This window comes from Streptococcus oralis subsp. tigurinus, assembly GCF_002096275.1.
GTDB lineage: Bacteria > Bacillota > Bacilli > Lactobacillales > Streptococcaceae > Streptococcus > Streptococcus oralis_CN.
On sequence record NZ_NCUG01000013.1, the window covers coordinates 1 to 22,493 of the forward strand.

27 protein-coding genes are annotated in these 22,493 nt (G+C 39.2%); 6 read left to right on the plus strand and 21 right to left on the minus strand.

Going from position 1 to position 22,493, the window contains the following annotated elements; translation table 11 throughout:
• Positions 1-2,081 (minus strand): SpaA isopeptide-forming pilin-related protein (locus B7725_RS00885; protein WP_142357341.1); only part of this gene is annotated, 2,081 nt, incomplete at its 3' end.
• 560 nt (positions 2,082-2,641) lie between these two features.
• Between B7725_RS00885 and B7725_RS00890 the strand changes: the two genes are divergently transcribed.
• Entirely contained in the window at positions 2,642-3,199 is a 558-nt protein-coding gene (locus B7725_RS00890; protein ID WP_001284748.1) for a TetR/AcrR family transcriptional regulator, read from the plus strand.
• A 33-nt stretch (positions 3,200-3,232) separates the two neighbouring features.
• Here B7725_RS00890 and B7725_RS00895 read toward each other — a convergent pair whose 3' ends face one another.
• Positions 3,233-3,451 (minus strand): YdbC family protein, encoded by a 219-nt coding sequence (locus B7725_RS00895; RefSeq protein ID WP_000807427.1) that lies wholly within the window; start codon positions 3,449-3,451, stop codon positions 3,233-3,235.
• 97 nt (positions 3,452-3,548) lie between these two features.
• On the opposite strand from B7725_RS00895, the gene B7725_RS00900 reads away from it, so the two are divergent.
• The gene (locus B7725_RS00900) at positions 3,549-3,869 is read left to right on the plus strand and encodes a hypothetical protein (RefSeq protein ID WP_084874168.1); all 321 of its coding nucleotides are present in this window, start codon (positions 3,549-3,551) and stop codon (positions 3,867-3,869) included.
• A gap of 27 nt (positions 3,870-3,896) precedes the next feature.
• Here the strand turns inward: B7725_RS00900 and B7725_RS00905 are convergent, their stop codons facing one another.
• The 7 genes from B7725_RS00905 to rpsP form a co-directional block, all read right to left on the minus strand.
• Positions 3,897-4,235 (minus strand): ATP cone domain-containing protein, encoded by a 339-nt coding sequence (locus B7725_RS00905; protein ID WP_001196045.1) that lies wholly within the window; start codon positions 4,233-4,235, stop codon positions 3,897-3,899.
• Between the two features lie 11 nt (positions 4,236-4,246).
• Complete coding sequence (gene trmD, locus B7725_RS00910) at positions 4,247-4,966, minus strand: tRNA (guanosine(37)-N1)-methyltransferase TrmD (protein WP_000686930.1); 720 nt, start codon at positions 4,964-4,966, stop codon at positions 4,247-4,249.
• Positions 4,956-5,474, minus strand: a complete 519-nt coding sequence (rimM, locus tag B7725_RS00915; RefSeq protein WP_070567581.1) for a ribosome maturation factor RimM — start codon at positions 5,472-5,474, stop codon at positions 4,956-4,958. Before rimM ends, trmD begins: the two co-directional genes overlap by 11 nt.
• 30 nt (positions 5,475-5,504) lie before the next feature.
• Positions 5,505-6,293, minus strand: a complete 789-nt coding sequence (locus B7725_RS00920) for an alpha/beta hydrolase family protein (protein ID WP_084874169.1) — start codon at positions 6,291-6,293, stop codon at positions 5,505-5,507.
• 102 nt (positions 6,294-6,395) lie between these two features.
• The gene (locus tag B7725_RS00925; RefSeq protein ID WP_084874170.1) at positions 6,396-6,725 is read right to left on the minus strand and encodes a MazG nucleotide pyrophosphohydrolase domain-containing protein; all 330 of its coding nucleotides are present in this window, start codon (positions 6,723-6,725) and stop codon (positions 6,396-6,398) included.
• Positions 6,726-6,768: 43 nt separating this feature from the next.
• On the minus strand, positions 6,769-7,008 hold the full coding sequence (kphA, locus tag B7725_RS00930; protein ID WP_000379619.1) for an RNA-binding protein KphA: 240 nt from the start codon (positions 7,006-7,008) through the stop codon (positions 6,769-6,771).
• A gap of 19 nt (positions 7,009-7,027) precedes the next feature.
• Positions 7,028-7,300, minus strand: coding sequence for a 30S ribosomal protein S16 (gene rpsP / locus B7725_RS00935; protein ID WP_000268760.1), 273 nt, complete (start codon positions 7,298-7,300; stop codon positions 7,028-7,030).
• 235 nt (positions 7,301-7,535) lie between these two features.
• Here rpsP and B7725_RS00940 point away from each other — a divergent pair, with 235 nt between their 5' ends.
• The 3 genes from B7725_RS00940 to B7725_RS00950 all read left to right on the plus strand — a co-directional run bounded on the left by B7725_RS00940 (position 7,536) and on the right by B7725_RS00950 (position 9,981).
• Positions 7,536-8,279, plus strand: a complete 744-nt coding sequence (locus tag B7725_RS00940; RefSeq protein WP_084874171.1) for a DeoR/GlpR family DNA-binding transcription regulator — start codon at positions 7,536-7,538, stop codon at positions 8,277-8,279.
• 13 nt (positions 8,280-8,292) lie between these two features.
• Positions 8,293-9,105, plus strand: coding sequence for a Cof-type HAD-IIB family hydrolase (locus tag B7725_RS00945; RefSeq protein ID WP_084874236.1), 813 nt, complete (start codon positions 8,293-8,295; stop codon positions 9,103-9,105).
• Positions 9,106-9,177: 72 nt separating this feature from the next.
• Entirely contained in the window at positions 9,178-9,981 is an 804-nt protein-coding gene (locus B7725_RS00950) for a peptidylprolyl isomerase (RefSeq protein WP_084874172.1), read from the plus strand.
• 55 nt (positions 9,982-10,036) lie between these two features.
• On the opposite strand, the gene B7725_RS00955 is transcribed toward B7725_RS00950, so the two are convergent.
• The 7 genes from B7725_RS00955 to B7725_RS00985 all read right to left on the minus strand — a co-directional run bounded on the left by B7725_RS00955 (position 10,037) and on the right by B7725_RS00985 (position 16,537).
• Positions 10,037-11,578, minus strand: a complete 1,542-nt coding sequence (locus tag B7725_RS00955; RefSeq protein WP_084874173.1) for an ABC-F family ATP-binding cassette domain-containing protein — start codon at positions 11,576-11,578, stop codon at positions 10,037-10,039.
• The gene (locus B7725_RS00960) at positions 11,578-12,063 is read right to left on the minus strand and encodes a VanZ family protein (RefSeq protein WP_084874174.1); all 486 of its coding nucleotides are present in this window, start codon (positions 12,061-12,063) and stop codon (positions 11,578-11,580) included. The genes B7725_RS00955 and B7725_RS00960 overlap by 1 nt, the downstream gene beginning before the upstream one ends.
• 1 nt (position 12,064) lies before the next feature.
• A complete protein-coding gene (gene rlmN / locus B7725_RS00965; protein ID WP_084874175.1) occupies positions 12,065-13,150 on the minus strand; it encodes a dual-specificity RNA methyltransferase RlmN in 1,086 nt (361 codons plus the stop codon).
• A 20-nt stretch (positions 13,151-13,170) separates the two neighbouring features.
• Complete coding sequence (locus B7725_RS00970) at positions 13,171-13,701, minus strand: YutD family protein (RefSeq protein ID WP_084874176.1); 531 nt, start codon at positions 13,699-13,701, stop codon at positions 13,171-13,173.
• A 155-nt stretch (positions 13,702-13,856) separates the two neighbouring features.
• A complete protein-coding gene (gene sodA / locus B7725_RS00975) occupies positions 13,857-14,462 on the minus strand; it encodes a superoxide dismutase SodA (protein WP_084874177.1) in 606 nt (201 codons plus the stop codon).
• Positions 14,463-14,534: 72 nt separating this feature from the next.
• Entirely contained in the window at positions 14,535-15,569 is a 1,035-nt protein-coding gene (gene holA / locus B7725_RS00980; protein ID WP_084874178.1) for a DNA polymerase III subunit delta, read from the minus strand.
• Positions 15,570-15,601: 32 nt separating this feature from the next.
• Positions 15,602-16,537 (minus strand): dihydroorotate oxidase, encoded by a 936-nt coding sequence (locus tag B7725_RS00985; protein WP_084874179.1) that lies wholly within the window; start codon positions 16,535-16,537, stop codon positions 15,602-15,604.
• A gap of 231 nt (positions 16,538-16,768) precedes the next feature.
• Between B7725_RS00985 and gdhA the strand changes: the two genes are divergently transcribed.
• On the plus strand, positions 16,769-18,115 hold the full coding sequence (gdhA, locus tag B7725_RS00990; protein WP_084874180.1) for an NADP-specific glutamate dehydrogenase: 1,347 nt from the start codon (positions 16,769-16,771) through the stop codon (positions 18,113-18,115).
• 96 nt (positions 18,116-18,211) lie between these two features.
• Here gdhA and B7725_RS00995 read toward each other — a convergent pair whose 3' ends face one another.
• The 5 genes from B7725_RS00995 to B7725_RS01015 all read right to left on the minus strand — a co-directional run bounded on the left by B7725_RS00995 (position 18,212) and on the right by B7725_RS01015 (position 22,153).
• The gene (locus B7725_RS00995; protein ID WP_084874181.1) at positions 18,212-18,856 is read right to left on the minus strand and encodes a TetR/AcrR family transcriptional regulator; all 645 of its coding nucleotides are present in this window, start codon (positions 18,854-18,856) and stop codon (positions 18,212-18,214) included.
• Positions 18,857-18,872: 16 nt separating this feature from the next.
• Complete coding sequence (locus B7725_RS01000) at positions 18,873-19,877, minus strand: NADP-dependent oxidoreductase (RefSeq protein ID WP_084874182.1); 1,005 nt, start codon at positions 19,875-19,877, stop codon at positions 18,873-18,875.
• A 213-nt stretch (positions 19,878-20,090) separates the two neighbouring features.
• The gene (locus B7725_RS01005) at positions 20,091-20,459 is read right to left on the minus strand and encodes an EXLDI protein (protein WP_084874183.1); all 369 of its coding nucleotides are present in this window, start codon (positions 20,457-20,459) and stop codon (positions 20,091-20,093) included.
• Positions 20,460-20,521: 62 nt separating this feature from the next.
• The gene (locus B7725_RS01010) at positions 20,522-21,424 is read right to left on the minus strand and encodes a DUF2268 domain-containing putative Zn-dependent protease (protein WP_084874184.1); all 903 of its coding nucleotides are present in this window, start codon (positions 21,422-21,424) and stop codon (positions 20,522-20,524) included.
• Between the two features lie 162 nt (positions 21,425-21,586).
• The gene (locus B7725_RS01015; protein WP_084874185.1) at positions 21,587-22,153 is read right to left on the minus strand and encodes a hypothetical protein; all 567 of its coding nucleotides are present in this window, start codon (positions 22,151-22,153) and stop codon (positions 21,587-21,589) included.
• Positions 22,154-22,493: the final 340 nt, after the last annotated feature.

The following is a 22,493-nucleotide window of genomic DNA, read 5'->3' on the forward strand; positions in this document are numbered from 1 at the left end:
TCCAATTTTTTCTTAGCTTCAATTACAGCCTCAGCTGGTTCAGTGCTATACGTATTTGTAACAGTCAAATCAGCTGTTTGTGCTGGAGTATAGCCGTCTATCGTATCTACGATGAGATTACCATCTTCATCGACTTCCATCACACTATAAGTGTACTTCACACCGTGCTCATCAGTCTCAGGAAGGTCTGTCCATTCGACAGTTCCATCTGTTTTGGGAACTTCTTTTTGACTAACACCAACTACTTCTTCAATCGCTCCACCTTCTGGCGTACGATAGAGTTTGAAGTAGACAGTTGGACGAACATGTTCCTGACCACCAACCCAGACTTTCTTAGCCGTCACGTTTGTTTTTGGAACTTCGTAAGTATTGGTTACTTGAGTCTTGTCTGCATTGTAAGATACAAGGTAGTTGTTCTCTCCTGCTTTGACTTTCTCTCCTTCTTTCAGAGGAAGACCCGTCTGATCTTCAAGTTCTCGAACAGAATAAACTAGCTTGCTTCCATCAACATCACGTTCAGGAAGTTGATTTTTCCATTTATAAGTGTAAACACCATTAGACTCTGTCACTTCAGGGGTGTAGTTCCCAGTAACAGGTTTTGCATCTGCAACAGTTTGTCCTTCTTTGTGCACATACAAACCGAGTTTGACTTTTTTGTAGTCAGTTGCTTTTCCGTTTACCCAAGTCTTGGTTGCTTCAAAGTCAACTGTCACACGTTTGTTAGAGATATTGAGGGGAACACCCTTTCCATCTTTCATCTCCACTTCGAACTCTTGACTATTTACCTGATAGCCTGATTTAGGAGTTTTTTCTTTAACGATATACTTACCATCATTGAGATGATCTGAAACGGCAATCCCGTCCGCATCCGTTGTTACTTCCTGAACTTTAACCCTGTCACTTTTTCGTAGGATTTCAAAGACAACGCCTGCCAACTTAACATCTGCATCAGCTTCGTCGAATTTAGTGATTTTGATCTTTCCAGCAATATCAGCAGTAATAGTTGCACCTACGGACTTAACAGTTTTAATAGTTATATCGTGCGAGGTTTGTGTATTGATTGTGTTTTCCCGTTTTTTCCAAATTAATTGAGGTTCGTTATCTCGCAAGTACTGAATGGAGTTTTTTACCTCTGATTCATCTGCTGGCGAGGTCGTGAGATATCTTAGGTAAAAACTCTTTGTCCCCATATTTGTCGGCATAAGCAATTCAAATCCACGTTTACCATTGACAAAAGTCAGCAAGGCCGTGTTGTCTGAATCCTTTTTATACTCCTCAGGATCCGTTGTCACTTTATACACTTTGATTATATGTTTGAGACCAGCATAGTTGGTATCTGTCGTCTCGTACACTACTTCAGATAGTTCAAAGCTTTTCTCAATATAAGACGCAAAGGCTCCTAAGCCGATATTATCTTTGATCTTAATAGTGTGGTTCCCCATATCTGTCTTAGAACGGTTAATTCGCACATTCCATATAATTTTAGGCGATTTCGGATCATTCTGAGGTTGTTTATAAATCAATTCGCCTGTATGGGGGTGCTTAGGATACACTTTCACCTCAAATTCGATTTCTTGCGTCGTGCCTCCTGGCAGAGTGTAGGTGACCTTCTTAGTCACTCCTTCAACTGTTTGTTTTGCATTCGCAGTAAAGCTCCCACGGATATGTTGTTTCCCCTGAACTACTTCATTGAAAGTAAAGACAAGACGATGATTGGCTTTTTCTACCTGAACCGTCCCCATCTTCGTATTTGAATTTGAATCAATTAGATCCAAGGTTCTATCTTCCAAATCCAAATTTTCAGGGGCCTTTACGATAAAGTAATCTCCAGGCTTAATCACGTTCGCCTGTACACCAGGGAATGAGAAGTCGCCCGAGTATTTTAGTTCAACAGTTTTTGTGCTTGGACCGATAATAATGTGTGAAGCACTCCCGGTTTCAGCTACGGTAATCTTCAAATTCTTGAAATCGGCTTTATCGGTAACATCAGTTGCAGCATGAGCTTCACCTGTCGGGAAGAACATCAGCAATAGCAAAAGAGGGAATACTAGAAAACCTAGTACTTTCTTTAGTTTATCCATAAAAATCCTTTCTATTTGATTAAATTTAATTGAGGAGTATGTCACATCTGTTCAGTAGGCAACACCCCTTTCAATCGCATGATTTGTTACACGATAACATACTTGTAACACTTGCTTTGAAAAACAATTACACTATTATAGTATTTCGAAATATTTATTCAATTCAATCTTTAGCAGGAGTATCGTTACTCTTGGTCAGATGGAAATATAGCAAAATATCATCCATAGCTATTATACTACATATCGTTGAATATTTTTATTAAAATCTTTTTATCTATCAAGTTGTTTATTTACACGATATCAACTTTTTTGATATATTATTTCATGACACCATATAAAAAGTGACTATCCTAAGAATTGTCTGAAAATACTGATATAATAGGAGTCTGCAAATAGTACTAGCTCCCCGTAATAATCTGTTATTTATAATGAATCTATGATATAATAGTCTTATAAAGGCTTTCGAATAATCATCTATTCAGTTTATTTATGCTAAAAGGAAAACTTGGGGTAATACTAAATCTAGTATTTTTAATATTTATAGATAGGAAGGTAAAGCTATGGCAAATAAAACTAGAGAGTTAATCTTAGGTGCTTTTATCACTCTTGCAAGGAGAAACCCTCAGCGAACTTCTTTTACCATGACTGAGATTGCTGCAGAAGCTGGTATTTCCCGCCAAGCGATTTATCAAAAGCACTTTAATAACTTTGAAGATATTATCGATTATATCCACAAGGAGACTGATCAACAGATCTTTAATAATTTTAACAACTACTGTCCTGAAAGAGATGGCGATCCCATCACTTTCTTAGCGGACCACATTCTTCCTCTCATCTATGAAAAGCGAGAAGTCGTCGGTACCTTGTATACCACACAAGTCGACCCATGTTGGAAGGAGTTTCTGCGTGGAACATACTCTGAGTGGGTACTAAAGAATGTCAATTACCAACTGAAATATAATTTTAGTAAAGAAGACATCGCTTATATCATTACGACCATGGCGATTTCATTCATTGAAGTGTGGATTCGTAAAGATAATCCAATACCACCTGAAGAGTATAGAGAGACTTTCATTCAATTGTCTAAGACTTCTCTTTGTGACTATATTGTGTCCTAAAAAAAGAATCTTGAGTTCCACTCAAGATTCTTTTTATTGTCCACCTTTAAAGGCATCCACCATTACCTGAAATTCTTCATTTGTAAGAGTAATTCCCTTGCCCATTTTAGTATGATCTGGGCTCCAAGCGCGAATGTCAAACTTTGCAGGGGCTCCATTAAAGCTGACGCGATTGATTTCCTTGGTCCATCCTTTTTCATTTTCAGACAGGGTCAGTAAGTGTTCTTCGATTTCAAATGTAAATTCTGCCATTTTGTTCTCCTTTTAAGTTTTCATTAGATTATTCGAAAAATCTTGTAGTTTTTAGAAAAATTTTATATAATGTGGATATGTAAGGAGGGAGGATTCTATGAGACAGGCATTCCAACTAGTTCTAGATAAACTACATAGTTTTCTCAATGGGAATGATGATCATCCTCAAATCGAGGACAACTCCCTCACTGCTATGATTGAACAAGCCATCCAGAAAAAGACGGCTGTTCATGTGATACTTGCAGAAACAAGTTTTACGGGTGATATTCTCAAACACGATGCCATTCGCCAACAAATTATCGTCAAGAATTTTTCAAAAAACGTGACTCGAATCATTCGTATCAGTGATATTAAACGGCTTCGTTTTGTTCCCTCAACCGTACAACAAGCTCAGAAAAGTCTATTTAAGAAAGAGTGAGATGTTCATTGCATCCCACTCTTTTTCTTAACGGATTTGTTCAAAATGAAGATGAACGGCGATATGGTCGCCATAACCACTTCTCTCCAAATCGCGTTGCAAGCGATAAGAGATATAGTGCTCTGCAATGGTAATGTAGCCAGCTCCAAGTAAGCGGTGCTCAACCATTGACTGGATCATGCTGATAGTCGCACGTTCCACTTTTGCTTCTTCCAAGTCCAAAACGACTTTTTTAGTAACTTGTGCAAGGTTTTGACGCAAATCATCTGTCAAAACATAAACGGTTTGAGCTGCTTTTAGGACAGCTTGGTAAATTTTATCTGGATCAAATTCAGCAATTTCTCCATTACGTTTGATTACTTGCATAAGGTTCTCCTTTATTCTTTGTTTTCTTTGATTTCAGCCAGCATTTTTTCTTCTTCGGCTGTTAGTTGATAGTTTTCTAGCAAGTCAGGTCTGCGCTCGTAGGTTTTCTTTAGGCTCTCATACAGTCGCCACTGGCGAATCTTTTCATGGTGCCCACTCATGAGCACATCTGGAACCACCATGCCACGATAGTCATATGGACGTGTGTATTGAGGATATTCGAGAAGACCTGAAGAGAAGCTATCATCCTGGTGACTAGACTCCTTGCCAATCACTTCAGGAATTAGGCGCACAGTCGCATCAATCATGGTCATGGCCGCCAATTCTCCTCCAGTCAAGACATAATCTCCTAGAGATATTTCATCGGTTACCAGGGTCTTGATGCGCTCGTCATACCCTTCATAGTGACCACAAATAAAGATCAGTTCATCTTCCTGAGCCAAATCCTCAGCATAAGCCTGGTCAAACTGTTTCCCAGCAGGATCAAGAAGAATGACGCGGGGATTTTTCTTTTCAATGGCATCAAAGGCATCGAAAATGGGTTGAGCACGGAGCAACATCCCCTGACCGCCTCCGTAAGGTTCATCGTCAACATGACGAGCCTTTTCAGCGTATTCTCTGAAATTATGATACTGGATATCCAAGAGCCCTTTTTCTCGAGCCTTTCCAACGATCGAGTGTTCCAACGGAGAAAACATCTCTGGAAAGAGGGTTAAAATATCAATCTTCATCGTCTAACCCTTCTAAGATTTCCACTTCGACCCGCTTGTTTGGAATATCAACATTGAGAACTACTGGCGGAATGTAAGGTAAAAGCAAATCTCGCTTACCTTTTCGTTTGACCACCCAGACATCATTGGCACCTGGTTGCAGGATTTCCTTGATAGTTCCTATCAAGTTATCTCCCTCGTAAACATCCAAACCGATAATCTCGTGATAATAGAATTCACCATCATCTAAATCGTTCAAATCTTCCTCAGCGACCTTGAGACTGTAGCCCTTGTACTTCTCAATCGCATTAATATGGTACATATCTTTGAATTTGATAATGTCAAAGTTCTTATGCTTACGGTGGCTAGCGATGGTCACTGTTTGGACAAACTGATCTTTTTCATCAAATAAAGCCAGCTCTGCTCCCTTTTTAAATCGTTCTTCTGCAAAATCCGTCACAGACAAGACGCGCATCTCACCCTGCAAACCCTGCGTATTAACGATTTTCCCAACATTAAAGTAGTTCATCTTGTCTCCTGTACTCTCCTTCTTTCCATCTTATTCTGACAATTCTCGAATGATAGCCGCAATCTTTTCTGATTCTGACCATTGTAAATAATGGTGATTCCCTCCTAAAATGAGTTTAGTATTGGAAGTCCAATACTCTGATTCTCTGTACTCTTTTTCTCTATAAGCCTGACAAAAAATAAAAACAGGAATACGAGCTTCTATAGATACATTCTCAAAATCTTCCTCAGTAATCTCTCCAGATATCTGAAATCCTGGATTTTGCTTTTCCAACTCTAAGCCTTTTTCTTGCATTATTTCCCAGATTTCTTCATTCGTTTCAGAGCTAAATGTTGCTTGAGTTAAGTTCTTAAAATAAAGTTCAGGACCATACTCGTCAATCAGTCCCATCTGCTCTTCCATTTCTGGATAAGGATTTTCTGAAAAATCAGCAAACATGACTTTTTTAGTTGTTGGTTCAATTGCTACTAAAGCCTGACACTTAATTGATTTGTTCATCAATTTGCAAGCTAAAATTCCACTCAAACTATGTACACAAAGTATATATTCAGAAATCGCCAATTCTTCAAGTACTTCATAAACCGCGTCTACAAGATTGTCCAGATTTTTTCCAGATTGGTCATGAATCGGACTCCTACCTGTGTTTGGAAAATCAATTGTCAAATAACCAATTTTGGAAGGAAGTTTTTCAAGTATAAGTGAAAAATTTTCATAACTTGGTAGCAAACCTGCTCCATTTAGACAAACAAGCACTTTCTTTTTCTTTTTATAAGTAACAGAGAGACTGCCAATTTTTGTAGTTACTTCAAACCGCTTCATAAAGAAATCCACTCATTCTATAACAATGATTTATTAAAAATCCTTATCCTTTATTTTATCACGTTCTAGGGATTTTCACAAGTTGAAGAACAGTGACTGTAATCAGCTTTGAGCGTCTAAAAACTTTTCTAAATCACGTTCATGTTGGTACTTAATGGCAGCATTCTTATCTTTGTCAAAAATGGTTTTGGTTAGGTCAATGTCGTTGATAGCCGCGATTGCAACTGTGTAGTGAATGATATCAGCCAGTTCTTTGGCTAGTTCCTCGTTTGAATCCTGAACGCCCTCTTTTCGACCGGAGCGCCCATTCAAGACCTCGGCTACTTCTCCGACTTCCTCCACTAGCTTGATAAAGAGTCCTTCCTCAGTTCGAGACTGCTGGTAATGTTCGAGTAAGTAGTCTTGTAATTGTCTAAACGTTAAATCTTTCATCTTCTACTCCTCACAAAAAAGCGAGACTTGTGTCCCGCTTTTTTTATTTTTCATTGATAACGATTCTTACTTTTTTGTCTTCAGTTGGGACAGAGTAGACAATCGTTCTTATCGCTGAGATAGTGCGACCCTTACGACCGATAACACGACCGACATCGCTCTGGTCAAGATCCAAGTGATATTCCAAAAACTCTGGTGTATCTTCAATCTTGATAGTTAAGGCATCTGGTTGTGAAATCAAAGGTTTCACAATCGCAATAATGAGATTTTCAATCGTATCCATCTGTCAACCTACTTTAAACTTATTTTGAGAATTTAGAATCGTGGAATTTTTTCAATACGCCTTCTTTTGAAAGGATGTTACGTACTGTATCTGAAGGTTGAGCTCCATCAGCCAACCATGCAAGAACGCGGTCCTCTTTCAAAGTCACTTGGTTTTCAGCAACAAGTGGGTTATAAGTTCCAACTGTTTCGATGAAACGTCCGTCACGTGGTGAACGTGAGTCTGCTACGTTGATACGGTAGAAAGGTTTTTTCTTAGAACCCATACGAGTCAAACGGATTTTAACTGCCATTTTTTAATGTCTCTTTTCTTATTTTTTTATTTCGGTGAAATAGCTGAGCTATTTAGCACATGTTCTATTATAGCAGATTTTTGACAGGTGTCAAGAAAAAAACTTGACAGACTATTATTTTTTCAGATTCGCCCCAAAAAAACTTAAATAAATTGATTTTAAATTAAAAAAACTTATAAATGCTTGATTTCACTTACAAAAAAGAGTAAAATAGAGTCAGAAAGCAGGTGAATTTATGTACCAAGCACAACGATTAGAAGAAATCATAACACTTTTAGAAGAGAGAGGAAGTCTTTCAGCAAAAGAAATGGTTGACTATTTCCAAGTATCCAAAGATACCATCCGCAGAGATTTTTCTATTCTTGCAAAGGAAAATAGAGCACAAAGAACTCACGGAGGATTGCTATCAATAAAGAAACAGCCTATACTGGGCTTTAAAGACAGGAGAGAACAATCTTCCAAAGAAAAAGAGAAAATCGCCTCTCTAGCAAAGGAACTCATTTCTAATGGAGACCTACTATTCTTTGATGTTTCAACAACTGTACTAGAATTAGCTAAAATACTTGAGAAAGAAGTTAGTATTTTCAGTCATTCATTAGATAATGCGCTTATTCTAGGAGGAAAAAAGAATATCGATTTTCATATTCTGGGTGGAAGATTTCATAAAAAGAATCGTTTCTATTACTCTCTAGAAGAGTCGAACATTTTAAACTCTATTAAGTTTGATTTAGCTTTTTTTGGAGCTGCAAGTCTTTCAGATGGGCAAGTTAGTTTTGAAGACCAAGAAGATGTTCTAATGAAAAAGAGAGCATTTAAAACAAGTAAAACTCGTGTCTTACTGGCTGAAACCAGTAAAATAAGCAAACACTCTCACTTTATTCTTTCTGAACTAGCTGATTTTGATTATTGGATTACAGATAAAGAACCCGATATAGAAATTCAGCGATCTTTAGATGGCAAAACAACTATTCTATTTTAAAAGGGAGGAAGCTATGAGAAATATTAAATTGATTATAAGCGATATTGACGGAACAATTTTAGACAAAAATCACCAGATAGACTCTTATTTGCCTGAACTGATGCCAATTTTAAAACAAAAAGAAATCCCTTTTGTCTTAGCTTCTGCTCGCTCTCCTCTCGGTATTGCTCCAATCTCTAAAGAACTAGGTATTAGTAACTTCCCAATCGCATGTTATAACGGTGCCCTAATCAGTAAGGGGGATGAGGTTCTAAGTCAGCATTCTATTGATAAAAAAGAATTGGCATTTCTTCATGATTTTTTAAAAAGAGAATTTCCGACAGTTTCTATCAATGTTTATTCTGGACAAGATTGGTTTGTTAATACTTTAGATAAATGGGTACAAATCGAAGCCAATATTACTGGAGAAAGTCCAAAAGTTACATCTATAACAGATTTTATAAGAGAGAAACATACTCTTGTTCATAAACTATTATTAATTGATAAAGCAGACACTATACAGAAACTACAAAACATCTTATCCATTATGGATTTCCCTCAAACCGACTTTTATCTCTCCAAGGATAACTATCTTGAAGTCACACATAATCAAGTATCTAAAAAACAGGCTCTGTTAGAATTGGCTAACTATTATCAAATTCCTCTCAAGGAGATTATGACCTTGGGTGACAATTATAATGATATTCCCATGATTGAAACCGCAGGTCTCGGTATTGCAATGGGAAATGCTCCTACAGATGTCAAAGACTGTGCAAATGCAGTAACATACTCTAATGAACAAAATGGAGTAAGTCAAGCTATAAAATTACATGTATTAGCAAAATAACCTCATTTTAAAATTTGAAATCCACTTCCTTTTAAGGTACAATGATAGAAATGAATTTTTGAGAGGAAAACAATGAAAAAACTAGCAACCCTTCTTTTACTATCAACTGTAGCTCTTGCTGGATGTACTAGTATCCAGCGTGGTCTCCGTGGTGATGACTATGTTGACTCTAGTATCTCAGCTGAAGAAAGCTCAAAAGCAGCTGCTCAGGCTGCCAAAGATTTGAATGATGCTTTGACCAATGAAAATGCCAACTTCCCTCAACTTTCTAAAGAAGTTGCTGAAGATGAAGCCGAAGTGATTCTCCACACAAATCAAGGCGATATCCGCATTAAACTCTTCCCCAAACTCGCTCCTTTAGCAGTTGAAAACTTCCTTACTCACGCTAAAGAAGGCTACTATAACGGCATCACCTTCCACCGTGTCATCGATGGCTTTATGGTCCAAACTGGAGATCCTAAGGGAGATGGTACAGGGGGGCAATCTATCTGGCATGATAAGGATAAAACAAAGGACAAGGGAACTGGTTTCAAAAATGAAATTTCTCCTTACCTATACAATATCCGCGGAGCTCTTGCTATGGCTAACACTGGTCAGCCAAACACCAACGGTAGCCAGTTCTTCATCAACCAAAACTCAACAGATACCTCTGCTAAACTCCCTACAAGCAAGTATCCAAAGAAAATCATCGAAGCCTATAAAGAAGGTGGAAATCCGAGTCTAGACGGCAAACACCCTGTCTTTGGTCAAGTCATCGATGGCATGGACGTTGTTGACAAGATTGCCAAGGCTGAAAAAGATGAAAAAGACAAACCAACAACTGCTATCACTATTGATAGCATCGAAGTAGTGAAAGACTACGATTTTAAATCCTAAATAACCTAAAAAATACAGTATCCACATTCGATACTGTATTTCTTTTTCCTCATTTTTAAATTAGCTTGTTAAAGTCCCAAATTTGGTCCATCCAGCCTTCATAAAAGTCTGGTTCGTGGCAAACCATAAGAATGCTTCCTTTGTATTCTTTAAGCGCCCGTTTGAGTTCTTCCTTAGCATCCATATCCAAGTGGTTGGTCGGCTCGTCAAGTACTAAAACGTTGTTTTCACGGTTCATCAAGAGACAGAAACGCACCTTGGCTTGTTCCCCACCTGACAAGACCTGAATCTGACTTTCGATATGCTTAGTTGTCAGACCACAACGAGCAAGTGCTGCACGAACTTCTGCTTGATTGAGTGCTGGAAAGGCATTCCAAACAGCTTCAAGAGGTGTTTGACGATTGCCACCTTCTACTTCTTGCTCAAAATAACCAAGTTCTAGGTAATCACCGCGTTCAACTTCCCCAGCGATTGGTGGGATAATGCCCAAGAGAGACTTCAAGAGAGTTGTTTTCCCGATACCATTGGCTCCAATGATGGCTACCTTTTGATTGCGTTCAAAGGTAAGATTTAAGGGTTTGGTAAGGGGGCGGTCATAACCAATCTGCAAGTCCTTGGCTTGGAAGATAAAGCGCCCAGGGGTGCGAGCTGGTTTGAAATCAAAGGACGGCTTTGGTTTCTCGCTTTGGAGTTCAATGATATCCATCTTGTCCAGTTTCTTTTGACGGGACATGGCCATGTTACGTGTTGCGACACGCGCTTTGTTTCGAGCCACGAAATCCTTGAGGTCCGCTATCTCTTTCTGCTGACGTTCATAGGCAGCTTCTAACTGAGATTTCTTCATAGCATAGACTTCTTGGAACTGGTAGTAGTCACCAGAATAGCGAGTCAATTGTTGATTTTCAACATGGTAGACGATATTGATTACGTCGTTGAGGAAAGGAATATCATGCGAAATAAGGACAAAGGCATTCTCATAGTTTTGAAGATAACGCTTGAGCCAGTCAATGTGTTCAGCATCCAAGTAGTTGGTTGGCTCGTCAAGCAACAAAATATCTGGTTTTTCAAGGAGGAGTTTAGCCAAAAGCACCTTGGTTCTTTGTCCACCTGATAAGGCTGTTACATCTGTATCCATGCCATAGTCCATGACACCGAGAGCACGCGCTACTTCATCAATCTTAGCATCCAAAGTATAGAAGTCACGACTCTCCAAACGGTCTTGGAGTTCGCCAACTTCTTCCATAAGCGCATCGATATCGGCTCCGTCTTCCGCCATCTCCATATAGAGGTCATTGATACGTGCTTCTGCTTTAAATAGCTCATCAAAGGCCGTACGGAGCACATCACGAACAGTTTGACCTTCCTTTAGCACAGCGTGCTGGTCCAGATAGCCAGCAGTCACATATTTGGACCACTCCACCTTCCCTTCATCTGGCAACATCTTACCAGTCACGATGCTCATAAAGGTTGATTTTCCCTCACCATTGGCACCGACTAAACCGATGTGTTCTCCCTTGAGGAGACGGAAAGACACATCTTCAAAAATTGCACGGTCACCAAAACCGTGACTTAAATTTTTAACTTCTAAAATACTCATTATAATTCCTTTGTAAGTTTAGTTACATTTAATTTTCTGTAGAGAACCCAAGCTAGATAGCCACCCAAGGTATTGGTCCACAAATCATCAATCTCAAAGACCCGATTAAAATCAAAGAAAAAGTCTAATACCAGCTGCGTACACTCAATTCCTAGACTCAGTAGAAAACTGAGAAGGATGAGTTTTTTGGTTTGCCGCAAGTTTGGACAGAGATAGATCAGTTGAAAGACTAGTGGGAAGAGCAAGAAGACATTCAAGATGTTCTGCAAAAAGATCCAAATGACTTGTCCCAAACTAGTCACTTCACCCAGATTCCACAGGGAGTTTAAGGGAGTTAAAAGAAAAACCAGGCGTCCAAAAGTTTGAATACCTGGAGTTTCCACTCCTGTAGGAAGTTGAGGCTGGGGTGTAAAACAAAAACAGACAATGCAAAGACTGTAAGTAGCCACTCCCAATCTCAAGATTAATTCTCTTTTTTTAGTCATTTTATGGCTTTACCGCTGCGACTGCCTTCTGGCGGTCACGTTTCATTGTATTGGAGCGCAATTGTCCACAAGCTGCATCAATGTCTGTACCATGTTCTTGACGAACAACACAGTTGACCCCTTTTTTCTTGAGGGTATCGTAGAAGGCCATCACGCGCTCTTTAGGACTACGGCTATATTGGTCATGTTCACTAACTGGGTTATAGGGAATCAAGTTTACATAAGACAATTTCTTGATGTTCTTGAGCAATTCCGCCAGCTCCAAGGCTTGTTCAACACCGTCGTTGACTTCATTGAGCATGATGTATTCAAAGGTCACACGACGATTTGTTGTTTCGATATAATACTCAATAGCTGCGAAGAGTTTTTCAATCGGAAAGGCACGATTAATCTTCATGATGCTTGAGCGCAATTCATTATTGGGTGCGTGAAGGGAAACAGCGAGATTAACCTGTACGCCTTCATTAGCAAAGTCACGAATTTTATGGGCCAAACCTGAGGTTGAAACCGTGATGTGACGAGCACCGATTGCCATCCCCTTGTCATCATTGATGGTACGGACAAAATTCAAAACATTGTTGTAATTATCAAATGGTTCACCAATTCCCATAACAACGATATGGCTGACACGTTCATCCTGACCACGTTCATCAAAATATTTCTGAACTAGCATGATTTGCGCTACGATCTCCCCGTTATTGAGGTCACGTTGCTTCTTGATCAAGCCTGATGCACAGAAGGTACAACCAATATTACAGCCAACCTGAGTGGTCACACAGACTGACAAACCATAGTGTTGACGCATGAGTACTGTCTCAATCAACATGCCATCTGGCAACTCGAAAAGATATTTAACAGTACCGTCAGCTGACTCTTGTACGATGCGTTGTTTCAATGGATTGACCACAAACTGCTCATTGAGCTTGGCAATCAAATCCTTGGAAAGATTGGTCATTTCTTCAAATGACTGGACACGTTTACGGTAGAGCCATTCCCAGATTTGATCTGCACGGAATTTCTTTTCTCCTTGTTCTAATACCCATTCTTGCATGGTTTGACGTGTTAAACTATAAATAGACGGTTTCATCTCTTCTCCTTATTCTCTATCTATTTCTGACGAATGACAAAATGGCGCTGTCCCTTGTCCTCTTTCTGAGACTTTTGGTCCTTATGACGACGTCTATTTCGCTTATCCGCATTTGGTTTTCTCTTGTTTTGCGAAGGTTTCTTGCCTCTTCTAGAAGGGTTTTCCTCCTCTTTTTTACGCATTTTCTTGTCAAATGAAGCCCGTTTCGGTGCTTGATTTTCAAGGACAAAATAGGCACAGCCATAACTACAGTACTCTAAAAGATAATCTTGTAAGCGACTGATCTTTTCATTTTTTTCCTCTGTTCGGTCGTCTTTATAAAAGCCACGTAGACGGAGCTGTTCATTGCTCCAGTCCCCCACGACATAATCAAACTTGGTCAACACTTCTGAAAAGCGCTGATTAAAGACTGTCACATCGAAAGCATCCTTGATATTTTCAACCAAGGTAAAAGCAATCCCTTCAGTCTCAACCTTATCCCCATTTACCTGAAATTCTGGGCCAGGAAACTTGTTATAGTTGTATAATTCAGGTGCAATTTCTTTACGCATAGTTTTCCTTTTCCACGATTACTTAACACTCTATTCTACCATATTTTCTAGCAGTTGGCACGAATATCCTGAAAATGAAAAAAGTCTGACGATTCTGTCAGACTTCTGCTTTATAACCTTAAAAAGAGAAGAACAATTCTTCCCTCCATATTTTATTATTTAGCTGCTGCGTAAAGCTCGTCTACTTTATTCCAGTTAATCACTGAGAAGAAAGCTTTGATGTAGTCAGGACGCACGTTGCGGTATTTCACGTAGTAAGCATGTTCCCATACGTCCAAGCCCAAGATTGGTTTTTTGCCTTCTGAGATTGGGGTATCTTGGTTTGCTGTAGAAGTCACTTCAAGCTTCCCTTCTTTGTTGACAATCAACCATGCCCAGCCAGAACCGAAACGAGTTGTAGCTACTGCTGTAAAGGCTGCTTGGAACTCTTCAAACGAACCAAATGTTGCATCGATTGCTGCTGCAAGTTCTGCTGAAGGAGCTGTTTTTTCAGGAGTCATCAATTCCCAGAAAAGAGCGTGGTTCAAGTGTCCCCCACCGTTATTGATAAGCGCTTGGCGGATATCAGCTGGGATAGATTCTACATCAGCAAGCAAGGCTTCAAGGTCTTCACCGATTTCAGGGTGTTTTTCAAGAGCAGCATTCGCATTGTTGACGTAGGTTTGATGGTGCTTGTCATGGTGCAAGTGCATTGTTTCTGCATCGATATATGGTTCCAAGGCGTCATACGCGTATGGAAGGTCTGGTAAGATAATAGCCATCTGTAATACCTCTTTTTCTTTCTATATGAAGATGATAACGCAATCATCCTTTTTTTTCAAGTTATATGCTCATTACGCTTGGCTAGATATCTGTAACAGCGCTCTCTCAAAAAGGTAGCCTTTTTCATAGACACCTGTCTTAATCTGATAGTCTGCTTCAATTAGATAAGAAATTGCTTGTTTGAGAAAACCTAAGGAAATCCCTCTCGAATCTCTCAGTGCAAACTTGATTTGATAAGGATTAGGATTGCGCCCCAAGTAAGTTCCCAGACTGCTTGCGATCTGCGATTCCGTCTGCCCAGACTCCGATAAAATTTTCACTTGGGTAAAGGTTCGGAACTGTCCTAACATGACCGCTATGAGCTTGATTTCGTCCTCCCCTTGCAAGGTCAAATCTCTAACCAAGTCACGCGCCTGGTCAATCTTTTTACCCAAGATAAACTGAGTCAAATCAAAAATATTGTCCTGTAAGGTCTTGGGAATAGCCTCGACAATATCCTTCTCCTCAATCACTCCGTCGGACTTATAAGACTGCAAAAAAAGGAGATTTTTCTGGATTTCACTAAATTGAAAACCAGACTTGATGAGTAGATTTTCAAAGGATTGCCCCACAAACTGCAGACCTTGTTTCTGGCTCCACTTTTGGAAATACTGGCGCAATTCTTGTTCCTTGGGTTCAATAGCATCAAAGACAGTCGCATCTCGTTTAAGCAATTTGACCAGCCGTCTCTTACTATCCAGTTTTCCTTCCGCAAATATCAATAACTTGGTTGTCGGCGAAGGATCGTCAAGGTATGCCTCAAATGACTTGAGCTCATCATCTGTTAAAAAACGTTTCTTGGCTGTTGTGACATCGACAAAATGATCTAATATCACGATTTTTTCATCCGCAAAGAAAGGGAGACTAACCAACTCCAACTCTAAGTCTTTATAAGCTACTTCTTTCATATCAAAGTAAGCAAAATTGAGATCAGCTGGATCATAACCAATCTGCTTCAACACTTGACTCTTCATAACTTCAAACTGACCCTGATCTGTCCCTGTAAATAGGTTCAAGCTAGATAGATTTGATAAAGTCAACTTCTGACTGTCTTCAATGGCTAGCATCTTCTCTCCTTTCTTCTTATTTTTTATTAAACTTAATCAATATAGCGCAATTTCCCACGGAAATCTTCTAGGCTCTCGTACCCTTTTTCCGCCATAATAGCTTTCAGTTCATTGGTAATGCGTTCAAAAGCACCAACGCCTTCCTTGTGGAGCGTCGTTCCTACTTGCACCATACTAGCACCACAGAGGATATGTTCAAAAGCATCACGACCCGTTAGAACACCACCCGTTCCAATGATTTGGATTTGCGGATTGAGACGTTGGTAGAAGGCATGGACATTCGCTAAAGCGGTTGGCTTGATATACTCTCCACCAATGCCACCGAAACCATTTTTAGGACGAATGACAACCGATTCATCTTCTATATAAAGACCGTTTCCGATAGAGTTGACACAGTTGACAAACTTGAGCGGATATTTGTTGAAAATAGCAGCTGCTTGATCAAAGTGAACAATATCAAAATAAGGTGGCAATTTGATCCCGAGAGGTTTGGTAAAGTAGGCAAATACCTCTGACAAGATACGGTCTGTTGTCTCAAAATCATAGGCAATCTGAGGTTTTCCTGGAACGTTTGGACAAGAGAGATTGAGCTCTGTCAGTCCTTTAAATTCACTCTCTTGAACTTTTTTCAAGATGGTATGTGTTTCTTCTGGAGACATGCCAACTAAAGATAGAAAGAAAGTTCGGTTTGGCTCTTTTTCCTGCAAGTCCAAAAGATAGTCCAGATAATAGTCTAAGCCATTATTTGGCAAACCCATAGAGTTGATAGAACCAAGTGGAACATCCTGGTAACGTGGCTCAGGATTGCCCTGACGAAAGTCCAAGGTCGCAGTCTTCGTAACAAAAGTTCCTGCTGCTGAGTTTTTGACCCCTTCTAGTTCCTCTATCGTCATACAAGCCACACCCGCTGCATTCATCAAGCAATTGTCAAACTCAAAGCCAGCTATTTGTGTTTTTGTTGATACCATGATTCTGATCCTCCAGATTCCTTTTATTTCTAATATTATACCATACTTTAAGGTTTTCTCTTTGAGAAAGTTATTTCTAGAGAAAACGTTCGTTTTTTGATAATGATCTTAGTATTTACTGAATGTAAATTGAAAGAATTTTTAGAAAATTTCTGTTTTTTTCTTTACAGTGAAAAAAAATTCTGCTATAATGGCTCATGTAATAAAATATGACAACAAAAGGAGAACGATATGACATCTGCTAAAGAATATATCCAAAGCGTGTTTGAAACTGTAAAAGCTCGTAACGGGCATGAGGCTGAATTTCTCCAGGCGGTTGAAGAATTCTTCAGTACCTTGGAGCCTGTCTTTGAAAAGCACCCTGAGTATATCGAAGAAAACATCTTGGCACGTATCACCGAGCCTGAGCGCGTGATTTCTTTCCGTGTTCCTTGGGTTGACCGTGAAGGTAAAGTACAAGTCAACCGTGGTTACCGTGTTCAATTCAACTCAGCTGTTGGACCATATAAAGGCGGACTTCGTTTCCACCCAACTGTAAACCAAGGGATCTTGAAATTCCTCGGATTTGAACAAATCTTTAAAAACGTCTTGACTGGCCTTCCTATCGGTGGAGGTAAAGGTGGATCAGACTTCGATCCTAAAGGAAAGACTGATGCTGAAGTGATGCGCTTCTGCCAAAGCTTCATGACTGAATTGCAAAAATACATCGGACCATCACTTGACGTCCCAGCTGGCGATATCGGTGTTGGTGGACGTGAAATTGGTTACCTTTACGGACAATACAAACGTCTTAACCAATTTGATGCGGGTGTCTTGACTGGTAAACCTCTTGGATTCGGTGGTAGCTTGATTCGTCCAGAAGCAACTGGTTACGGTTTGGTTTACTATACTGAAGAAATGCTCAAAGCCAACGGTAACAGCTTTGCTGGTAAGAAGGTTGTGATTTCAGGTTCTGGTAACGTAGCCCAATACGCTCTTCAAAAAGCGACTGAACTTGGTGCTACTGTTATCTCTGTATCTGACTCAAACGGTTATGTCATCGACGAAAATGGTATTGACTTCGATCTTCTAGCAGATGTGAAGAATAACCGTCGTGCACGTTTGACTGAGTACGCTGCTGAAAAAGCCACTGCTACTTACCATGAAGGTTCTGTATGGACTTATGCTGGAAACTACGACATCGCTCTTCCATGTGCGACCCAAAACGAAATCAACGGTGAAGCTGCTAAACGTTTGGTTGCTCAAGGAATTATCTGCGTATCAGAAGGTGCCAACATGCCTAGCGACCTTGATGCGATTAAAGTCTACAAAGAAAACGGAATCCTTTACGGACCAGCCAAAGCTGCCAACGCTGGTGGTGTAGCTGTATCAGCGCTTGAAATGAGCCAAAACAGCCTTCGCCTCTCATGGACCCGTGAAGAAGTTGATGGACGTCTCAAAGATATCATGACCAATATCTTTAATACAGCTAAAACAACTGCTGAAACATACGGTCTTGGTACTGATTATCTGGCAGGAGCCAATATCGCCGCCTTTGAAAATGTAGCCAATGCTATGATTGCTCAAGGTATTGTTTAAGATTCATTTGCTTAATCCTCAATCATTATGATTGGGGATTTTTATGTTGGCTTCAAAAAAGCTCACTATTTAAAATAGTCAGCTTAAAATCAAGATTTATTTTACTTCTACTAAGGCAAAAGACAGGCATTCAACTATTTCATTTACTGCTTCATCTATGTCTAGGTCCTCATTATCATTCAACATCATTGGAAGAGCATAAGAAAGACTCAAGGCTAAAATATAGCGAACAATTCTTTCGTTTGACCACTCTCGGATAACACCATTTTCTTTAAACTGATTCAGAACCGGACTAATTGACTTAATGATAGAGTGAACAATAACATTCCCTAACTGGTCAGAAATCGTTTCATCAATAAAAGAACGGTTCAAGAGAATTTTAACTTGCATTTGATTCTCCTGAATGAAAACTAGTCTATCCCGAACAATACTTCTTAAAAATAGCGGAAAAGACTCTTGGTTTGCTGTAAATTTCTTCTCAGAAAAATCAGCAATAACATCTGGAATAACTTGCTCAAGAAAAGTCGACAAAATTGCTTCTAAGATGCCTTCCTTGGTTTTAAAGTAACTAAAAACGGTCCCTTCTGAAACTCCAGCCTCCTTAGCAATAAGGCTTGCTGTTGTATTTTCAAAGCCAATTTCTGAAAATAACTTTAGACTTGATAATAGTACTTGACGTTGTTTTAAACTCAGGTTGCTATTTTCTAATGTCTGGGCATACTTTTCTTCTAAACTTTCCATTACTAGCACCTCTCTGCTACTCTCTTACTTTTACAACTTTCTTACCTCGAGTATGTCCCGACTTCAGGCTACGATATGCCTCTCTAACAGACTTTAGAGAAAAATCATAAACCTGATCAATATTCAGCCGAACCTTCCCATCTGAGACCATTTCCGCTAGAACTCTAAAATCATCATATGTGGAATGTCTCGGACCCGTGAACTGAGCTCCTCTTATCATAACATATGGTGAAGGTACTAGCGTTCCAATAGCCGTGCCCTTCAATCCCAAACTGAAAGCCAATTTAACATAATCACTTCCATAGCAATCCAAGAATTTTGTAATTGGCTTTGCACTTGCTGATAGAAGAGCATTCTGGATGTTCTCTTCGTAGGCTACCGGTATAGCACCTAAAGACTTCAGATAATCTGAATTCTTCTTACTTGCAATTCCGATAACTGTTGCACCCTTAGCAACTGCATACTGTACTGCAATACTTCCAATACCACCTGCCGCCGCTGAAATCACTACAACATCTTTAGGATTTAAGTTGATTCTTCTAAAAGCACCACCCACTGTTAGGGAAGCCACTCCCATAGTAGCAGCATGGTTCATATCAATCATCTCTGGTTTCAACACAATTTCTGATTCATTGACACAAACTTCTGTTGCCAAAGCTCCCCTCTTGGTCCCCAATCCAGGGTCACTGATCATTGTACCAAAAACCTTATCGCCTACTGCAAACCGCTTTACTCCTTCACCGATTTCTGTGATAACTCCAGCAAAATCCCGACCAACACCTCTTGGAAAAAGAGATGATTTTGACTCAAACCAACTACTTGGCTTCCTGAGTTTTGTCATAAAAGATAGAAATCGGAGTGGCTTTGCACCTTCAAAAGTCTTATAATCAATAGGATTTAAACCAACTGCATGAACTTCTACCCTAACTTGATTCACTTTCAAAGAATCAGATTTAATGTTCACTAAATCTAACACTTCTTCATCACCGAAACGACTATATTGTATTGCTTGAACAACCATTGTATGAACTCCTTTACACATCTACAAAATTGAGTGAGCACTCAATCATTTTTCTCGATTATACACTTATTCTTCATAGATTTCAACTATACTGTTTCCAAAACTTTTAACTAAGTTAGCTACTCATGATAAAAATAGAGCTATTTTCCCTTATGAAAGATTATCAAACTAGAACTCAAAGAAATCCGACTGCTTATAAAAGCAGCCGGATTTTTATATATCTAATTTTTCAAAAAATTTGCCTATTGACTGCTTTTCTTTTAACTTCTCCAGTAGCTCATTCTCCAGAAAAGGACTTAGTTCGTCAAAATCTTGACAAACCTTAAAAACAATCTCTCTGTCCAACTGACCATAAACTAATTCGTAATAGTCCTTATTATGCTGCCAGTTCTGGTCATAATTGACATCTGTCCGTTGATAGTAAACGATGTTTTGCTTCGGAGTCAGGTAAATCTTCTGTGTTAGAATGCTTTTCTGATCTTTAGATAACTTGCTACGGCTGAAAATCTTAACACCTTGAAAAATCTTGCGCTCATGAATTCCTTGATCTGTCACCTTCAATTCAATTCTTTTATAGTGCATATAGTCACCTCCAGAAATTACCTACATTATATCAAACTCTGGTAGATTTGCAAGCAAAAGTGTCATTTCCAAAAGTCTTTCGTCGCCTCTAAAATCTCTTCTGTAGGTGTCACTGTAGCCTCAATAATGCTCTTGCCAGTCTTTTTCAGATAAGCTTGTATCAAATGATAACCATAAGCATAGCCCGCAGCATAGGGCATTCCAACCGGTATTTGACCTTGAATCTCAGCAATTTCATCACCGTAGAGATAAGGAGCCATTTCTGCCATCCCAGTTAGCTGAAGCTGACTTGAGATGATGGGCTTAATCTCTTCTAACTGCTCTGGACTGGTTGAAGTGACCCAAGGCCCAATGAGATCTTTGCCATAGAGCTCAGCTGCAAAAGACTCTGCCAATCCTTCACTGACTACCCAGTCTGCTAGTGTCGTCTGCTGGTTCCATTTGATAAATTGGAAGCGGACATTATGATTGCACTCGTGGGCCAGAGCCGCTTGCACACGTGGCAAAGTATAGTCATTCGGTAGCAGACTAAGCATGAGGTAACCTGGAATTCCACCATCTCCGCTATAACCCTTATTGAGCTGTAACATGGCCTTTTCAGGGTTGCCCAATAAAATAGTAAAATGGTAATCCTCAACCTCTAAATCATAGCCAGCTTGCTCAAAAAGACCAATACTCCTCTTGATGGTATCTTGACAATTTTGCCAGAGTTGATCAGAACTTAGAGCGTCGATAGCCGGTCTATCCTTTTCCGAGAGAGTTGCAGGCAACTGATTCATAAAGCCAAGTAGAAACAGAGCATCAAATCCTCCAGGATACTTCGCTTTTAAAGGAATGTGTTGAGTTTGGTATTTCGTTGCAAAAGGTGCTAATATTTTGGCTCGAAAGCAACCTTCTCTCTTTTCTAAGGGTAGCTCTAGCATCTCTTGATAAACTTTATCTGAACGAATCATATTGATTTTCATAGTAATCTCCTTTCTTATCTACTATTAGTATAATCCCTTACCCAAGGTCAGGGTCAAGAAGAAAATTGAATTTCTATCAAAATTCTAGTAACTTTTGGAAAAAATGACATACTAAATCTTTCGTATCAGACTATAATTTCAAGTAGGTTTACCCATTTTAAATCAAAACGATCGAGGTTTTTTTGAAGCTTCATCTTCTATCAAAACTTCTTCTTCCATAGCATTTTTTATTTTTTTGCCCAAAGATAATAACGTTTCTACATCAGAGGGTTTGCTTGTCCCGAGAGGATTCCAAGTAGAAGATGATAAACTTTCATATTCCTTAGACCGAACTCGAAATTTAATGTTATCCCCCTTGGTGTCTATGTCTACATTTAAGGCTCTCGCCCCCAGTTTAGGCTCCTTATTTTTTATCCTACAGAAAACAACTTCTCCTGATACAATCTCCTTTCCATCACACCAAATCCTAATATTTCTTCCAGATAATTCTACGACAAAATTCTTCACTAGATTACCTTGTATTTTTTTAATTAAAAGAAAACTAATACCAAAAAATACTAATACTATCGTATAAAGAAAAAGAGGTTGTGATTTAAAAAAATCATTCAGTTTTAAATAGAATATAGCCAACTGTATTCCCAATACAGGAAGCATGAGGAACATGGGAAAAAGGATACCAATTATTATATCTGATTTTGCTGTTGTCGCTGTAAATTCATATCTTTCCATCAATATCACCTTTATAACATTTCCTTTTTATAGGACATTAATCCCATACTAAGACGGATGCATCAGGGAGTTCAATCTCCCTTTCCCCTAGCAAAGATAAATTTTGAACTATTCTAAGGATATTGTACCACTATTTCTGCAAAAAATACCTTAGCAAACATAATCTCCTTCCACAGATACATCATCGCTTTATCGAGCGTTGGAGTTTGATTGACATGGTTCTCTAATCAAACTCCAGAACTTTATGATGAAAATCTTATGGAACAACTGGAGACACTTTATAAATTTTCTCTTTTCAATTATAAAGAAAACCGCTAATCCTAAGAATAGCGGTTTAATC

Excerpts from the sequence above, each read along its gene's own strand:
- B7725_RS00890 (WP_001284748.1), top strand. The coding sequence starts at position 2,642 with ATGGCAAATAAAACTAGAGAGTTAATCTTAGGTGCTTTTATCACTCTT.
- B7725_RS00895 (WP_000807427.1), bottom strand. The coding sequence starts at position 3,451 with ATGGCAGAATTTACATTTGAAATCGAAGAACACTTACTGACCCTGTCT.
- B7725_RS00900 (WP_084874168.1), top strand. The coding sequence starts at position 3,549 with ATGAGACAGGCATTCCAACTAGTTCTAGATAAACTACATAGTTTTCTC.
- B7725_RS00905 (WP_001196045.1), bottom strand. The coding sequence starts at position 4,235 with ATGCAAGTAATCAAACGTAATGGAGAAATTGCTGAATTTGATCCAGAT.
- trmD (WP_000686930.1), bottom strand. The coding sequence starts at position 4,966 with ATGAAGATTGATATTTTAACCCTCTTTCCAGAGATGTTTTCTCCGTTG.
- rimM (WP_070567581.1), bottom strand. The coding sequence starts at position 5,474 with ATGAACTACTTTAATGTTGGGAAAATCGTTAATACGCAGGGTTTGCAG.
- B7725_RS00920 (WP_084874169.1), bottom strand. The coding sequence starts at position 6,293 with ATGAAGCGGTTTGAAGTAACTACAAAAATTGGCAGTCTCTCTGTTACT.
- B7725_RS00925 (WP_084874170.1), bottom strand. The coding sequence starts at position 6,725 with ATGAAAGATTTAACGTTTAGACAATTACAAGACTACTTACTCGAACAT.
- kphA (WP_000379619.1), bottom strand. The coding sequence starts at position 7,008 with ATGGATACGATTGAAAATCTCATTATTGCGATTGTGAAACCTTTGATT.
- rpsP (WP_000268760.1), bottom strand. The coding sequence starts at position 7,300 with ATGGCAGTTAAAATCCGTTTGACTCGTATGGGTTCTAAGAAAAAACCT.
- B7725_RS00940 (WP_084874171.1), top strand. The coding sequence starts at position 7,536 with ATGTACCAAGCACAACGATTAGAAGAAATCATAACACTTTTAGAAGAG.
- B7725_RS00945 (WP_084874236.1), top strand. The coding sequence starts at position 8,293 with ATGAGAAATATTAAATTGATTATAAGCGATATTGACGGAACAATTTTA.
- B7725_RS00950 (WP_084874172.1), top strand. The coding sequence starts at position 9,178 with ATGAAAAAACTAGCAACCCTTCTTTTACTATCAACTGTAGCTCTTGCT.
- B7725_RS00955 (WP_084874173.1), bottom strand. The coding sequence starts at position 11,578 with ATGAGTATTTTAGAAGTTAAAAATTTAAGTCACGGTTTTGGTGACCGT.
- B7725_RS00960 (WP_084874174.1), bottom strand. The coding sequence starts at position 12,063 with ATGACTAAAAAAAGAGAATTAATCTTGAGATTGGGAGTGGCTACTTAC.
- rlmN (WP_084874175.1), bottom strand. The coding sequence starts at position 13,150 with ATGAAACCGTCTATTTATAGTTTAACACGTCAAACCATGCAAGAATGG.
- B7725_RS00970 (WP_084874176.1), bottom strand. The coding sequence starts at position 13,701 with ATGCGTAAAGAAATTGCACCTGAATTATACAACTATAACAAGTTTCCT.
- sodA (WP_084874177.1), bottom strand. The coding sequence starts at position 14,462 with ATGGCTATTATCTTACCAGACCTTCCATACGCGTATGACGCCTTGGAA.
- holA (WP_084874178.1), bottom strand. The coding sequence starts at position 15,569 with ATGCTAGCCATTGAAGACAGTCAGAAGTTGACTTTATCAAATCTATCT.
- B7725_RS00985 (WP_084874179.1), bottom strand. The coding sequence starts at position 16,537 with ATGGTATCAACAAAAACACAAATAGCTGGCTTTGAGTTTGACAATTGC.
- gdhA (WP_084874180.1), top strand. The coding sequence starts at position 16,769 with ATGACATCTGCTAAAGAATATATCCAAAGCGTGTTTGAAACTGTAAAA.
- B7725_RS00995 (WP_084874181.1), bottom strand. The coding sequence starts at position 18,856 with ATGGAAAGTTTAGAAGAAAAGTATGCCCAGACATTAGAAAATAGCAAC.
- B7725_RS01000 (WP_084874182.1), bottom strand. The coding sequence starts at position 19,877 with ATGGTTGTTCAAGCAATACAATATAGTCGTTTCGGTGATGAAGAAGTG.
- B7725_RS01005 (WP_084874183.1), bottom strand. The coding sequence starts at position 20,459 with ATGCACTATAAAAGAATTGAATTGAAGGTGACAGATCAAGGAATTCAT.
- B7725_RS01010 (WP_084874184.1), bottom strand. The coding sequence starts at position 21,424 with ATGAAAATCAATATGATTCGTTCAGATAAAGTTTATCAAGAGATGCTA.
- B7725_RS01015 (WP_084874185.1), bottom strand. The coding sequence starts at position 22,153 with ATGGAAAGATATGAATTTACAGCGACAACAGCAAAATCAGATATAATA.